The organism is Anoxybacillus sp. FSL W8-0382, from assembly GCF_038003845.1.
Taxonomy (GTDB): Bacteria; Bacillota; Bacilli; order Bacillales; family Anoxybacillaceae; genus Anoxybacillus; species Anoxybacillus flavithermus_G.
This window is the reverse complement of sequence record NZ_JBBOPX010000001.1, coordinates 73,331-87,500: the sequence shown is the minus strand read 5'-3', so window position 1 is coordinate 87,500 and position 14,170 is coordinate 73,331. Positions and strand designations below refer to the sequence as shown.

Genomic DNA, 14,170 nt, shown 5'->3' with positions numbered 1-14,170 from the left:
AGTTCTTCTGCTTTATGTGTGCGTTCGAACCGTTTTCCAAATGGATCGATCCCTTTTTCACGCAACTTATGTAACTTTTCACGACGAACTAATAGCTGATCATTTAATTCCTCATGCGACATAACGAATTCACTCCAATAACCGTTTATTTTTTAAGAAATACTGCCAGCATGAGCTGACAGTATGTTTTACGATTCTATGACAACATGTTGTTCTTTTGCTTCAACTTCCTCCACAAAACTCATAAGCAACGTCACGAGTTCATCACGCGTCTGACATTCATTTATCGCATTGCGAACTTTGGCATTTCCACGAATACCTTTTAAATACCAAGCGGCATGTTTACGCATCTCTTTTACAGCGATATATTCATTTTTCAAAGCGATTAAACGATCCAAATGTAAAATACACACTTCGATTTTTTCACGTACAGACGGTTCCGGGATAAGTTCACCCGTTTCTAAATAACGAACGGTACGATAAATCATCCATGGATTACCGAGAGCAGCACGCCCAATCATGACGCCATCGACGCCTGTTTGTTCTAACATTCGTTTAGCATCTTGAGGGGTCTGGACATCACCGTTACCGATAACGGGGATACGAACCGCTTCTTTCACTTGCTTAATGACGTTCCAATCCGCTTTTCCTTCATACATTTGTACGCGCGTTCGGCCATGAACAGCAACCGCTTGTCCACCTGCCCGTTCTACCGCCTGAGCGTTTTCGACAGCATAAATATGATTTTCATCCCAACCGATTCGCATTTTTACTGTGACAGGCTTCTCCACCGCATCGACGACGGCGGCTACCATGTCGTAAATTTTATTTGGATCTAACAACCACTTTGCTCCCGCGTCACACTTCGTAATTTTCGGAACAGGGCATCCCATGTTAATATCGATAATATCGGCGTTCGTATGTTGATCTACATATTTAGCGGCTTGTACAAGCGTCTCTTTTTCCCCACCAAAAATTTGCAAACTCAATGGTTTTTCACGCTCGTCAATATAAAGCATGCCCATTGTTTTTGGGTTATTAAATAAAATCGCTTTATCGCTAACCATCTCTGCACAAACAAGTCCTGCACCAAACTCCTTTACAGTTAGACGAAATGCTGAATTACATACCCCTGCCATCGGTGCAAGTACAACAGGGTTATTAATTTGTACATTTCCGATTTTAAACATCAAATCCCCTCCTTTCCCAATAATTGTTCTTCCACTTCTTCGCGGCTTTTCCATATACGAACACCCTTGTCCGATAACTGCTCCACATACGAACGTAAAGGACGTTGAACAGATGGAATAATTAAAGATTCATCTATTTCAAACAACGGGATTAATACAAACGCCCGTTCAAACATACGCGGATGCGGAATAATAAGTTGTTCTGTCTCAATATTTTCATGATTATATAGCAAAATGTCAAGGTCTAACGTCCTTGGCCCCCAACGAACTTCTCGTTTGCGGCCAAACTGTTTTTCAATATCCATCGTTACTGCTAGTAAAGCAAACGGAGATAATGATGTAGCCACTTTGATAACCATATTTAAAAAACAATCTTGATCGACATATCCAACGGGATCTGTTTCATAAACGGAAGATGTCGCTAAAACAGAAATACATTCATGGTCATGTAACGCTTTCACTGCTTGAAGCAAATATGCAAAGCGATCCCCTATGTTTGATCCTAACGCAATATAAGAAATATGTTCCATTTCTAACGTCCTCTCGTAATTTCAACCGCCACATAAGCATAATGACCTTTAATTGGTGGATTAGGCTTTGTCACCTTCACTGTACACGATGACGCTGTTTCATACGCGGATAAAATTTGCTCAGCAATCTGCTCTGCTACCGCTTCAATAAGTCTAAAAGGCTTGCCTTCAACGATGCTTTGACATATGTCGTATATATGCGCGTAATTAATCGTTTCGCTCAAATCATCAGTAATGCCAGCTCTTTGTAAGTTCGTTTCGATTGTGACGTCAACATAAAAACGTTGGCCGAGTTTATTCTCCTCCGGAAACACCCCATGATAACCGTAAAATTCCATTTGACTAATGTAAATTTTATCCCGCATTTTCTTCACCTTTTCCAAGCATCGCATCCATCATTTTAGCCATTCGAGCAATCGGTAAAACATCGTGCACACGAACAATGTGCACTCCTTTTGCAATGCCGAGGCAAACTGTTGCTCCTGTCCCTTCTACTCGTTCATGAACGGGTAAATCAAGCACATGTCCGATAAATGATTTTCGCGATGTTCCTAACAAGATCGGATACCCGAGAACCGAAAATTCATCCAACCGACGCATCACTTCCAAGTTATGCTCTACTGTTTTAGCAAACCCGATCCCTGGATCGATAATAATTTGTTCGTCTTTCACACCAGCTTGTTTGACTATATCAATACTTTCTTTTAAATCGTTCATCATGTCCAAAATGAGATCTTTATAATGGCGATCGTAACGATTATGCATTAATACAATAGGTACACCATAGTAAGCGGCTACTTGAGCCATATTGGAATCTGCCTTTGCTCCCCAAACGTCGTTAATCACTGTCGCGCCCGCTTCAATGGCTTGTTTAGCTACTTCTGCTTTATACGTATCAATCGAAATGGGTACATTCACCGCTTTAGCAACCGCTTCTACAATCGGGATGACGCGACGCAATTCTTCTTCAAGTGATACTTTTTCGGCTCCAGGGCGAGTGGATTCTCCCCCAATATCAATGATATGTGCTCCTTCAGCGACAAGTTGCTTCGCACGCTCAACAGCCTGCTCTACATGATTATATTTTCCGCCATCAGAAAAGGAGTCAGGAGTGGCATTTAAAATGCCCATAATAATCGTATTCTTTCGCAAGTCTAACTTATATGTTCCACAATATATAACATCCATCAATGAACGTACCCGTCCTTTCTTTCATACCTTGTCCATAAATGTGTAGTAAAAAAGGCGTACGCACGTTGGAGACGGCTCGTCATTTCCCCACATTTCCCGGGATATATATCACCATCCAATCGACAAACCGGCACGATTTCTTGAATGGAGTTTGTTAAAAATATTTCATCTGCTTCTTTCAGTTGTTGTAGCGAGTAAAATCCTTCTCTCACACGAACACCCCACGAGCGCAACAAATCGATCACAAACAATCGCGTTATACCGTTTAAAATACCGGTTTCTACTGAAGGAGTATACACGATGCCATCTTTCACCCAAAAAACGTTAGAAACAATTCCCTCTGCGACAAATCCGTCTTGTGTAAGGAAAATACCTTCCACGTGTGCATCTTTGCCGATTTCCCACTTACCTAAAATATTGTTCAAATAATGGTGTGACTTCAAACGGATATACCCTTCTGGTGTATTTCTTCTTATTCGTAACGTTTGGCAAACTTTTTCCTCTGCAAACGTCGGAACAGGTTTCATGTACATAATAACCGTTGGCGCTGTGTATTTATCCACTTGTAACCCCACATCACCAACACCAGCCGATATATTTAAACGCACATATGCATCGCGATAACCGTTTGCCTCCAACAGTCGGGAGAGAATATGCATCACTTCGTCCCGCGTTATAAAAAACGAGATGTTTAACATATTTAACCCATCGTGAAGGCGCGTTAAGTGATCATCAAGCAAAAAAGGATGTCCATCATATACGCGAAACGTTTCAAATAAACCGAGTCCATACATAAACCCGTGGTCAAACGCGGAAATGCGTGCCTCTTCCTTTTTTACGATTTGCCCATTGATATAAATAAACATGCAACATCACTTTCGTTTGTATAATGTAATAAAATTTTTAAGCATGTCTAAACCATATTCCGTCATGATCGACTCAGGATGAAATTGAACCCCCTCAATCGGCAGCGTTTTATGGCGAATGGCCATAATTTCTCCTTCATCTGTCCACGCAGAGATATCAAAACAATCGGGCAATGTTTCCCTTTTTACAATTAATGAATGATAACGCGTGGCTGTAAAGGGGTTGGGAATTTGAGTAAAAATCGTCTTGCCATCATGAAAAATCGACGATGTTTTGCCATGCATTAAACGTTCGGCCTGAACAACTTCTCCACCAAACACTTGGGCAATCGACTGATGGCCAAGACATACACCAAAAATCGGGATTTTCCCTGCGAAATATTCAATGGCTGCCATGCTAATACCCGCTTCATTCGGACTGCAAGGACCAGGTGAAATCATCAAAAAGTGGGGGTGAAGTTGTTCAATTTGAGCAATCGTTATCTCATCGTTTCGTTTAACAATTAATTCTTCCCCTAATTGCCCTAAATATTGAACGAGGTTATACGTAAATGAATCATAGTTATCAATCATTAAAATCATTTGGCTCACCTCATGCTTAATTGTACATACTCTTCTTCACTCAACTCTTTTGCTTTCCATAACGCAAATGCTTTCTTTAAACATTCTTTATACTCATGTTCCGGTTGTGAATCAATGACAATCCCTGCTCCTGCTTGCACATACGCAAGACCATCTTTTGCAATCATTGTCCGAATTGCAATGTTCAACTCCATATCACCATCAAATCCAATCCACCCGATTGAACCAGTGTAGATGCCACGTCGAACAGGCTCTAGCTCTTCAATTATTTCCATCGTTCGTACTTTTGGTGCCCCTGTGATTGTTCCACCTGGAAAAACGGCTGATATAACATCAAATGCATCTTTTCCTTCCGCGAGCTGCCCAGAAACATGGGAGACAAGATGCATGACATGAGAATATTTTTCAATGACCATAAACTCATCCACTTTTACCGTTCCATATGCACATACACGTCCAAGGTCATTCCGCTCTAGATCGACGAGCATTAAATGTTCGGCACGTTCTTTTTCATTTGCTAATAATGATTGGGCAATTTGATCATCTTCTTGAATCGTTTTGCCACGTGAGCGTGTTCCTGCGATCGGACGCGTACTTACATACTTTCCTTTCTTTTTCACAAGTAGCTCCGGAGAACCGCTTACGATTTGAAATTCAGGGAAATGCATATACGCCATATACGGTGATGGATTTAATGTGCGCAATTTTTCATAAATCGTAAACGGATGTGTAAGTAACCGTTTCGATTGTCGTACAGACAAGTTCACTTGAAAGACATCGCCTTGCGCAATATACGTGCGCACCTTTTTGACAGCTTCCATAAACTGTTCTTCACTCATTGACACCGCTTCTTCTTTTTCGTAGTTCGGAATAAACGGGCGGGAAACGTCGGAAAAATCAGTTGTCCATAGTTGTTCGTATCGCTCGAGACGTTCGTTCGCTTGTTGCTCTTCTCCTTCTACATAATGAGTGATGAAATAAAGAAAAGATGCATGATGATCATATACGAACACATCATCAAATACTAAAAAATATAAATCAGGCATATTTAAGTCATCACATGCAATCGAAGGAAGCTTTTCAATATAGCGAACGCAATCGTAACTGATATAGCCAATTGCTCCACCTTGAAAATCTGGCCCTTCTTCTAATTTTTCTATTTCCCACTGACGGAACCATTTCTTTAGCGATTGCAATATATTCCCTTCAAACGTTTCTGTACGATGCTTCTGCCAAACCGTCAATTTATCATCTTTACCAATAACGACTGCAAATGGTTGTAAACCGATTATGCTATACCGGCCGTCTCGCCCACTTTCAAGCAAAACATGGTGCAACTGTTTTCGCGATAATGCTTTATATTGCGAAAACCAATCACGTTGTGCGTATGTGATCTTTTTGATCATTGTTCGTCGCCTTTGTTTGTTCAAAGATGTCCCCCCTCTTCATCAATCCATACGCTTATTGTACAACGAACATGTAGAAACAATCACGAAAAAAAATTCGGCAAGAATGTCCTTGCCGAATTATTCTTCAAATTGATATAACGGTGTGCTCAAGTAACGTTCACCGTTACTTGGAATAATCGCTAACACTTTCTTTCCTTTTCCTAATTTTTTCGCTACTTGTAACGCGACATGAATGGCTGCACCTGATGAAATACCACCTAAAATCCCTTCTTGACGAGCAGCTAGACGAGCAGCTGCAAACGCTTCTTCTGTCTTTACAGTAACGACTTCATCATAAATGGATGTATTTAAAATATCAGGAACGAAGCCGGCTCCAATTCCTTGAATTTTATGTGGACCTGGTTTTCCGCCGGAAAGCACTGGAGAGTCTGCTGGTTCAACAGCATAAATTTTAATGTTTGGATACGCTTGACGCAACACTTCTCCTGCTCCTGTAATCGTTCCACCTGTTCCAATTCCGGCCACAAATGCATCGAGTTGATCGCCCATTTGCTCAACAATTTCTTTTCCTGTTGTTAAACGATGTACTTCTGGGTTCGCTTCGTTTTTAAATTGTTGCGGCATAAAATAGCCGTGCTCTTGTGCGAGCTGCTCTGCTTTTTGAATCGCACCTCGCATTCCTTCACTTCCTGGCGTCAGCACAAGCTCTGCCCCGTAAGCGCGAAGCAAGTTGCGGCGCTCTAAACTCATCGTATCAGGCATAACAAAAATCGCTTTATATCCTTTCGCAGCAGCAACCATCGCTAAACCAATTCCCGTATTTCCGCTTGTCGGTTCAATGATCGTGTCACCAGGCTGAATTTTCCCTGCTTTCTCGGCTGCTTCAATCATCGCTAGCGCAATACGATCTTTCACGCTGCTTCCTGGGTTCATAAACTCTAGCTTCAAGTATACATCTGCGCTATCGTGATCAACAATGCGGTTTAATTTAACTACCGGTGTTTGACCAATTAACTCTGTAATAGATTGTACTACACGTGCCATTTCATCCACCTCTAATCCCGAGTATTTTTATAGAATTTGTAACCAATTTATCAGTTATTTTCGAAATTGTCAATCATTTTGTTTTGCTAATTTTTTTAATTCCTCAAGATCTTCGGCTGAAAACGTATACGTTTCATTACAAAAATGACAAGATGCTTCCGCTTTTCCTTCTTCATCAATCATTTGCTGAATTTCTTCCACCCCTAAGCTAATAATCGCATCTGCTACCCGCTCACGTGAACAACGACAAACGAATGATACAGGCATCGTTTCAAGAATTTTTACATTTTGTTCTCCGCCGAGTAGCGCATGTAAAATTTGTTCTGGTGTTAAACCACTTTCAATCATTTTTGAAATCGGTGGAATGGTAGTTAAATTTTTTTCAATGTCTGCAATGGTTTGTTCTTCTGTACCCGGCATCAGTTGCAAAATAAAACCACCAGCCGCCAATATCGTATAATCCGGATTGACTAGCACACCAACTCCAACGGATGATGGCGTCTGTTCAGAGGAAACGAAATAGTATGTAAAATCCTCACCAAGCTCCCCAGACACGAGCGGAACTTGTCCTGTAAAATAATCGCGTAATCCTAAGTCTTTCACAACAGTTAATGTTCCATTCGTTCCAACAGCTCTAGCAACATCGAGCTTCCCGTTTGCATTTAGTTCAAAGTGAACATGCGGATTGGATACATAACCACGTACATGCCCTTTGGCATTGCTATCGACAAGAATATGACCAATAGGGCCACCACCTTCAATTTTAATTGTAATTTGACTATCTCCTTTTAACATCGCTCCCATCATCACACCCGCTGTCATCGCACGACCTAGTGCTGCGGATGCTGTTGGCCACGTTTGATGTCTTCGCTGCGCCTCCCGTACTGTTTCTGTTGTGCGCACCGCATACGCTCGCACTTGACCATCGTATGCTAGCGCTTTTACTAAATAATCTGCCATAGTTGTCACGAAACTTACGCAAGGAAGCCCCTGCCTTTAGGCACGGGGAGGAATTGCACCTTACGCAAGTTCCGCCACCCCCTTTCCATAAGCATATCCGTCAAATCGCTGAATGACTTGGACATATCTATAATTTATTCCTTGTGCGATACGTTTACCGTCCTTGCCTTTAATATCGAAACTTCCAGTCTTTCTACATGCGACTTCGCCAAACCAAACGCCTTGATATTTCCCTCTTGGGATAACAGCCTTAACCATGTCCCCTGTTTGGAAGCCAAAGAAGAACTTTTGTCTTGCAAGATAACCTCTTGGGAAGCCATATCTATCTAGGTTTGTACGAGAGCGACTACCACGCCCTTTTGCCTTGATAAATAACACTTCTTTTGTTTTGAAATATAAGTGATTTGTTGTGCTTTCGCCTACACAACAAGCGTCAAAATAATGTGTTTTCGGCAAGTCTAAACGAATACGATTCATTTTTGTTCGTGCACCTGTTCCACACTCGACATCTAATCCTGTCTGCTTTAACACTTCATACACTTTCCATCTTGTCGAGTTGATAGCACTTGTATCCTTTAATGTTTCTTTGACTTGCTTTTGAATGTGCGGATACCCGAATTCTTCTGCTGTCTTACTTCCTTTGCGCTGATTACAGTCATGACAGGCAAGACATAGGTTATCCACTCGGTCTGTTCCACCTCTCGATTTTGGAATGATATGCTCCACTTCAAGTGGAACATTTTCTTTTCCGCAATAACAACACTTCCGCCCAAACTTTTCAAGCAAATACTCCCGTACTTCATATCCTTGTAGCGTGCCTTGTTGATACTCTACACCATTGATTTCAGGATTTCGCATGAGTTGCGTGTCGAATTTGGCATTTTCGTATGATATATACCCAATGGGGCATAACTTCTTTAGGCGGTTAACCCATGTTTGGATATTTTGCACACGACTCTCTAGTGATGACGGCAACCACCCCTCCTTTCGCTTGCGGTTCAGAAAGCGTGGTTTTCTGTATCTTGTTTTTCGATTTCGTCTTGCTCGACGAAAAGCACGCCTTTTATCTATTCTTTCCTTGATGTCTGTGCGATGGTCAAGTTGCCCTAACCATACCACTTCTTGTCCTCGCAAAATCGCTAATCCTGTATGCCTGCTTCCATAGTCGATTTTTAGCCGATATGTTGCTTTAATTTCTGATTCGTCTACTGATTTTTTCAAGATGATGGTAAATGGAAATCGCCTGTAAATCGCTGCCTTCCCTTGTTTCAACAGCTTTCTTGCAACTGCTTCGTGACAAGGAGCAAGCGGACGTTTGTTTGTGTCTAACACAAAAACCATAGGGTTCTCCCCTTTCCTCTGCATAAAGCAGGTCATATTCTCCTCGACCATGTTATAGATGCTTGTTATGTGCAAGACACTAGCGCTACCCACCACGCTTGTTTAACCTTGCACGACAGAGGAACGGGCTGGAGAAGCACCCGAACGTGTCATGACATCTATAACGTAGGCTCTGTTTCAAGCCTTGGTCTGGTCAACATGGGGCTTACAAGCCCATGACTTTAGTCATTGGGTTGTTGACCTTTCTTGTTTCGTTCATATAACAATTGTAATCCTTTTAATGTTAAAAACGGATCAACAATATCAATGATATTCGATTCATGGGCAATTAAAGATGCTAACCCACCTGTTGCAATGACTTTTGGAGGAACGGCACTTTTTTCTTTCATTCGTGACACAATGCCCTCCACTTGTCCGACATATCCGTATAAAATTCCTGCTTGCATCGCACTTACCGTATTTTTTCCAATAATGTCATCCGGACGAGCAATTTCAATACGCGGAAGTTTAGCTGCTCGAGAATAAAGCGCTTCCGTGGAAATTGTAATCCCTGGGGCAATAGCCCCTCCCATATATTGCTTATGCTCATTAATATAGCAGTATGTTGTCGCTGTACCGAAATCGACAATAATAAGCGGTGCGCCGTACAAGTGGATACCTGCCACAGCGTTGACAATCCGGTCCGCTCCGACTTCTTTTGGGTTGTCATACTTAATATTCAATCCCGTTTTAATGCCCGGACCTACAATGAGCGGTTTAATATGAAAATATTTTGTAAACATGCGCTCTAATGCAAACATAATCGGTGGCACAACGGAAGAAATAATAATGCCGTCAATGTCAGAAAAACGCAATCCGACATCTTGTAATAACATTTTTACGATCATTCCGTATTCATCTTCCGTTTTGCTTCGGCTCGTTTCAATGCGCCAATGAAACTTCAACTCGTCTCCGTCATACACACCTAATACAGTATTCGTATTTCCAACGTCTAATACAAAAATCATCACTCATCCCCACTTTTTCACCATTTGTTCCTTCTTCATCATATCACACTCGGTTAAGCGGACGGTAAAAAAAGATGCCTCTTATGAAAAGAGACACCTTTATTCTTCTTTTTTCGTTTGGATATTTACTTTTACTTCCTCTTGTTTATTGTCATTGCGGTTTGGTAACGTACCATGTTCGAACAAATGTTTAATTTGCTCTGCATCAAGTGTTTCCACTTCAAGCAACGTATTGGCAATCAGATCCAACTTGTCGCGGTTTTCCGTTAGTAAGCGTTTCGCTTTTTCGTAACATTCTTTAATAATGCGTTGCATCTCAAGGTCAATTTCATATGCAATTTGGTCGCTATAATTTTGCTCATTATGCAAATCACGACCTAGGAACACTTGAGCATGAGACTGACCAAACTGCATTGGTCCAAGCTTATCGCTCATTCCAAACTCCGTAACCATGCGACGAGCAATGCTTGTTGCGCGCTGGAAGTCATTATGCGCTCCTGTACTTACTTCGCCAAATACGATTTCCTCAGCCACACGTCCGCCAAGAAGCCCTGTAATTTTATCAAGCAGCTCTGGTTTCGTCATAAAATAACGGTCTTCTTTCGGTAACATGACTGCATATCCACCAGCTTGGCCACGTGGCACAATCGTTACTTTGTGGACCATTTCCGCATCCGCAAGCACCATGCCAATGACTGTATGACCTGCTTCGTGATAAGCAACAATTTTTCGCTCTTTTTCAGAAATGACGCGACTTTTCTTAGCAGGACCAGCAATGACACGATCCGTTGCTTCATCAATATCGCTCATATCAATTTTTTTCTTGTTCCGTCGAGCAGCAACAAGGGCAGCCTCATTTAATAAGTTTTCTAAATCAGCACCAGAAAAACCAGGCGTACGCATCGCAATCGTCTTTAAATCAACTGACTCATCGAGCGGTTTGTTGCGTGCATGCACACGAAGAACAGCTTCACGTCCTTTCACATCTGGACGGTCAACCGTAATTTGACGATCGAAACGACCAGGACGTAAAAGGGCAGGGTCTAAAATGTCCGGACGGTTTGTCGCAGCGATAATAATAATTCCTTCATTTCCGCCGAATCCATCCATTTCAACGAGCAATTGGTTTAATGTTTGCTCCCGTTCATCGTGACCTCCACCTAAACCAGCACCACGTTGACGTCCCACTGCATCAATTTCATCAATAAAAATAATACAAGGGGCGTTTTTCTTCGCAGTTTCAAACAAATCACGTACACGCGAAGCACCAACACCGACAAACATTTCAACGAAATCTGAACCACTAATAGAGAAAAACGGTACACCAGCTTCTCCAGCAACCGCTCTCGCTAATAACGTTTTTCCTGTTCCAGGTGGTCCGACGAGAAGAACACCTTTCGGAATGCGAGCTCCGAGTTCCACAAACTTACGAGGATCTTTTAAAAACTCGACAATTTCAACAAGTTCTTGCTTTTCTTCATCCGCACCGGCAACGTCTTTAAAACGAACACGCTTCTTATCTTCATTATACAGTTTCGCACGGCTTTTGCCGAAATTCATCACTCGGCTGCCGCCACCTTGTGCTTGATTTAATAAAAAGAAGAACAAAATAAAAATGATGATAAACGGAATAATGGACGTGAAAAACGTCACCCATCCGCTCGTTTCATCCGCAGGCAACACTTCTACTTTCGCCTGTTGTGCGGCTTCGTCAATGCGCTGAAGAATTTGCGGACTGTTCGCTACGTACGTCGTAAAAAATTGTCCTTCAGCATACGTTTTTAATTGTCCGCGAATTTCATAAACGCCTCGCTCTGGCTTCAACGAGACGTACTTTACATCACCGTTTTCTAGATGGGTAATGAACGCATCGTACGTCATCCGCTCTGCACGTTGATTGCCGCCATTTAAAAAGCTCACAACACCAATGACGACAAGAAAAATGAGTAAGTAAAAAATTGTATTACGGAAAATGCGGTTCATCTCCTACCTCCTCCCACACTTAAAACACGCTATAGTCAATAGTATCATAGAAAAACGTTCCAAAACAAACGATGTGCATGAAAAAATTATTTACTGTATACTTCTGGTTTTAACACACCGATGTACGGAAGGTTTCGGTATTTCTCACAATAGTCTAACCCATAACCGACAACGAATTCATCTGGAACGATGAAACCGACATAATCAGCTTCAATATTTGCTTTTCGACCAGACGGTTTATCAAGCAAAGTCACGATTTTAATCGATTCTGCTTTGCGATAACGGAATAAATCTGCTAAATAACTTAACGTTAACCCGCTATCAATAATATCTTCAATGATGAGAACATCACGACCTTCAATCGATGTGTTTAAGTCTTTTAAAATTTTCACCTCACCCGATGACACCGTTGCATGACCGTAACTTGATACGTCCATAAAATCGATTTCTAAATATGTATCGATATGCTTAATCAAGTCTGCCATAAACGGCATCGCGCCTTTTAGTACACCAACCAAAAGCGGAAAGCGTCCTTCATATTCTTTCGTCAATAATGCTCCTAGTTCTTTTACTTTTTGTTGAATTTGTTCTTCTGTAATTAAAATTTTTTCCATATCTTGATGCATGCCCATATTCTTTCCTCCTACTATCATTCATTGCTTTTTATAGTGTAATACAATATAGCGATTTTTTGTAATATTTGTTGCTGTGTAAACAGATTTCTTTACACCAGGAATCCATATGATGTTCCCGCTCGCATCTTCGACAACTGGCCACTGCGCTCGTTCGTTCGCTGGAATTTTTTCATCAATAAAAATACGAGATATTTTTTTCGCATGTTTCATTCCTTTGACTTTCATGCGATCTCCACACTTTCTTGTTCGCACACGAAGAGGCAACATTAATTGATCAGCCTCAATGACTATATGATCATCGTCTTCAATGAAAGGATAGCGATCAACAAACTGACTGATAAGTTGACATCCGTTTGGTAATACGATCGTATCGGGAACATGGAAAAGAAACTCATATTCGCTCGTCTGTCTCTGCTGAAACGTAAATATACACACCTCATATTGACGAATAACTTTTAATCCGTTCGGAAAATGAAGCATACCTGAAGGATGTGGCCGTTTTAAAAACAGCAACGCTTGGTTTATATGTATAGAAGACAATGACGATGGGACGTTCCCATAAAGATAGTTTAATATTAGTTGAATCCCTCGTCTTTGTAAAGGTTTTGGCATGCGTATGAACGGAGGAATATCGACATGAATCCCTTCTTCTTGTTGATGAACAACGCGTTTCAACTCCTCTTTTGTCAGTTGCTCTAAAAATGCTTCATCTTCGCTCATCATCTCACTAAACTGTTGAATATGCTCATGAACGCGAATATTTTCCCGCTTGAAAAAAGGCAAGACGAAATGACGGAAACGGTTGCGCGTGTAATCATCCTTTTCGTTGCTCGGATCGTGCCGAGCATGCAATCCATTTTGTCGACAATACTGTTCAATTTGCCTTCGATCGATGCATAAAAACGGTCGAACGATATAGCCACTGCCAAATGGGCGCTTTACGGGTATCCCTGCGTACCCTCTTGTCGTACTTCCGCGTACTAATCGCATAAGCACCGTTTCAATTTGGTCATCGCCGTGGTGAGCTAAAGCGACACAATGTGCGTGATGTTTGTACATAACTTGCTCAAAAAAGGTGTATCGACAATCACGGGCTGCTTCTTGCACACCCTTTCCTGTTCGTTCCATATATGCAGGAACGTCTAATTGTGTCGCCTCACATATAATACTATGTTGTTCGCAAAAATGTTTCACAAAATGCATATCTTCTTCTGATTGTTTTCCCCGCAACATATGATCGACATGTGCAGCAACAAGTTGAATATCGTAACGCTCTCTTTCACTCCATAAGAAATGAAGCAACGCTAATGAGTCCGGACCGCCTGACACGCCAACAACAACAGTTGTACCACGCTCAAGCAATTGATGCTTTTCGATAAACTCATGCACAACTTCTAGCATATTCTCCCTCTCGGTTAGTAGTGTCGTTTTT

General features: G+C 41.6%; 15 protein-coding genes (1 of these 15 only partly in view). All 15 read right to left on the bottom strand.

The genetic code is table 11. From position 1 onward, the window contains the following. Window positions 1–122, bottom strand: partial view of a lysine--tRNA ligase gene (gene lysS, locus NSS60_RS00450; RefSeq protein ID WP_004888614.1) — the start only. The gene continues 1,363 nt to the left of window position 1, outside the view; only the first 122 of its 1,485 coding nucleotides appear in the window; it begins with the start codon at window positions 120–122; its stop codon lies beyond the left edge, outside the window. Window positions 123–188: 66 nt separating this feature from the next. Further along, a complete protein-coding gene (gene dusB, locus NSS60_RS00445; protein WP_004888612.1) occupies window positions 189–1,190 on the bottom strand; it encodes a tRNA dihydrouridine synthase DusB in 1,002 nt (333 codons plus the stop codon). Then, entirely contained in the window at window positions 1,190–1,720 is a 531-nt protein-coding gene (folK, locus tag NSS60_RS00440) for a 2-amino-4-hydroxy-6-hydroxymethyldihydropteridine diphosphokinase (protein ID WP_064214529.1), read from the bottom strand. The genes dusB and folK overlap by 1 nt, the downstream gene beginning before the upstream one ends. A gap of 2 nt (window positions 1,721–1,722) precedes the next feature. Beyond that, a complete protein-coding gene (folB, locus tag NSS60_RS00435; RefSeq protein WP_004888607.1) occupies window positions 1,723–2,085 on the bottom strand; it encodes a dihydroneopterin aldolase in 363 nt (120 codons plus the stop codon). Continuing rightward, window positions 2,075–2,908: a dihydropteroate synthase gene (gene folP, locus NSS60_RS00430; RefSeq protein WP_064214528.1), complete on the bottom strand. Its 834-nt coding sequence runs from the start codon at window positions 2,906–2,908 to the stop codon at window positions 2,075–2,077. The genes folB and folP overlap by 11 nt, the downstream gene beginning before the upstream one ends. Further along, a complete protein-coding gene (gene pabC, locus NSS60_RS00425; protein ID WP_004888601.1) occupies window positions 2,908–3,777 on the bottom strand; it encodes an aminodeoxychorismate lyase in 870 nt (289 codons plus the stop codon). The genes folP and pabC overlap by 1 nt, the downstream gene beginning before the upstream one ends. 6 nt (window positions 3,778–3,783) lie before the next feature. After that, window positions 3,784–4,359, bottom strand: coding sequence for an aminodeoxychorismate/anthranilate synthase component II (pabA, locus tag NSS60_RS00420; protein ID WP_064214527.1), 576 nt, complete (start codon window positions 4,357–4,359; stop codon window positions 3,784–3,786). 5 nt (window positions 4,360–4,364) lie between these two features. Continuing rightward, window positions 4,365–5,765, bottom strand: a complete 1,401-nt coding sequence (gene trpE / locus NSS60_RS00415; RefSeq protein ID WP_339174200.1) for an anthranilate synthase component I — start codon at window positions 5,763–5,765, stop codon at window positions 4,365–4,367. 120 nt (window positions 5,766–5,885) lie between these two features. Further along, window positions 5,886–6,812, bottom strand: coding sequence for a cysteine synthase A (gene cysK, locus NSS60_RS00410; RefSeq protein WP_339172207.1), 927 nt, complete (start codon window positions 6,810–6,812; stop codon window positions 5,886–5,888). 69 nt (window positions 6,813–6,881) lie between these two features. Then, window positions 6,882–7,772: an Hsp33 family molecular chaperone HslO gene (hslO, locus tag NSS60_RS00405; protein WP_004888596.1), complete on the bottom strand. Its 891-nt coding sequence runs from the start codon at window positions 7,770–7,772 to the stop codon at window positions 6,882–6,884. A gap of 60 nt (window positions 7,773–7,832) precedes the next feature. Further along, entirely contained in the window at window positions 7,833–9,113 is a 1,281-nt protein-coding gene (gene iscB, locus NSS60_RS00400) for an RNA-guided endonuclease IscB (RefSeq protein WP_088223581.1), read from the bottom strand. Between the two features lie 221 nt (window positions 9,114–9,334). Beyond that, a complete protein-coding gene (locus NSS60_RS00395; RefSeq protein ID WP_064213883.1) occupies window positions 9,335–10,120 on the bottom strand; it encodes a type III pantothenate kinase in 786 nt (261 codons plus the stop codon). Between the two features lie 99 nt (window positions 10,121–10,219). Continuing rightward, on the bottom strand, window positions 10,220–12,103 hold the full coding sequence (gene ftsH, locus NSS60_RS00390) for an ATP-dependent zinc metalloprotease FtsH (RefSeq protein WP_064213884.1): 1,884 nt from the start codon (window positions 12,101–12,103) through the stop codon (window positions 10,220–10,222). An 86-nt stretch (window positions 12,104–12,189) separates the two neighbouring features. After that, a complete protein-coding gene (gene hpt, locus NSS60_RS00385) occupies window positions 12,190–12,735 on the bottom strand; it encodes a hypoxanthine phosphoribosyltransferase (protein WP_064213885.1) in 546 nt (181 codons plus the stop codon). 21 nt (window positions 12,736–12,756) lie between these two features. Continuing rightward, window positions 12,757–14,139 (bottom strand): tRNA lysidine(34) synthetase TilS, encoded by a 1,383-nt coding sequence (tilS, locus tag NSS60_RS00380; protein ID WP_340720587.1) that lies wholly within the window; start codon window positions 14,137–14,139, stop codon window positions 12,757–12,759. Between the last annotated feature and the right edge of the window lie 31 nt (window positions 14,140–14,170).

Coding starts and splice junctions, on each gene's coding strand:
- dusB (WP_004888612.1), bottom strand. CDS start 1,190: ATGTTTAAAATCGGAAATGTACAAATTAATAACCCTGTTGTACTTGCA.
- folK (WP_064214529.1), bottom strand. CDS start 1,720: ATGGAACATATTTCTTATATTGCGTTAGGATCAAACATAGGGGATCGC.
- folB (WP_004888607.1), bottom strand. CDS start 2,085: ATGCGGGATAAAATTTACATTAGTCAAATGGAATTTTACGGTTATCAT.
- folP (WP_064214528.1), bottom strand. CDS start 2,908: ATGGATGTTATATATTGTGGAACATATAAGTTAGACTTGCGAAAGAAT.
- pabC (WP_004888601.1), bottom strand. CDS start 3,777: ATGTTTATTTATATCAATGGGCAAATCGTAAAAAAGGAAGAGGCACGC.
- pabA (WP_064214527.1), bottom strand. CDS start 4,359: ATGATTTTAATGATTGATAACTATGATTCATTTACGTATAACCTCGTT.
- trpE (WP_339174200.1), bottom strand. CDS start 5,765: ATGATCAAAAAGATCACATACGCACAACGTGATTGGTTTTCGCAATAT.
- cysK (WP_339172207.1), bottom strand. CDS start 6,812: ATGGCACGTGTAGTACAATCTATTACAGAGTTAATTGGTCAAACACCG.
- hslO (WP_004888596.1), bottom strand. CDS start 7,772: ATGGCAGATTATTTAGTAAAAGCGCTAGCATACGATGGTCAAGTGCGA.
- iscB (WP_088223581.1), bottom strand. CDS start 9,113: ATGGTTTTTGTGTTAGACACAAACAAACGTCCGCTTGCTCCTTGTCAC.
- NSS60_RS00395 (WP_064213883.1), bottom strand. CDS start 10,120: ATGATTTTTGTATTAGACGTTGGAAATACGAATACTGTATTAGGTGTG.
- ftsH (WP_064213884.1), bottom strand. CDS start 12,103: ATGAACCGCATTTTCCGTAATACAATTTTTTACTTACTCATTTTTCTT.
- hpt (WP_064213885.1), bottom strand. CDS start 12,735: ATGGGCATGCATCAAGATATGGAAAAAATTTTAATTACAGAAGAACAA.
- tilS (WP_340720587.1), bottom strand. CDS start 14,139: ATGCTAGAAGTTGTGCATGAGTTTATCGAAAAGCATCAATTGCTTGAG.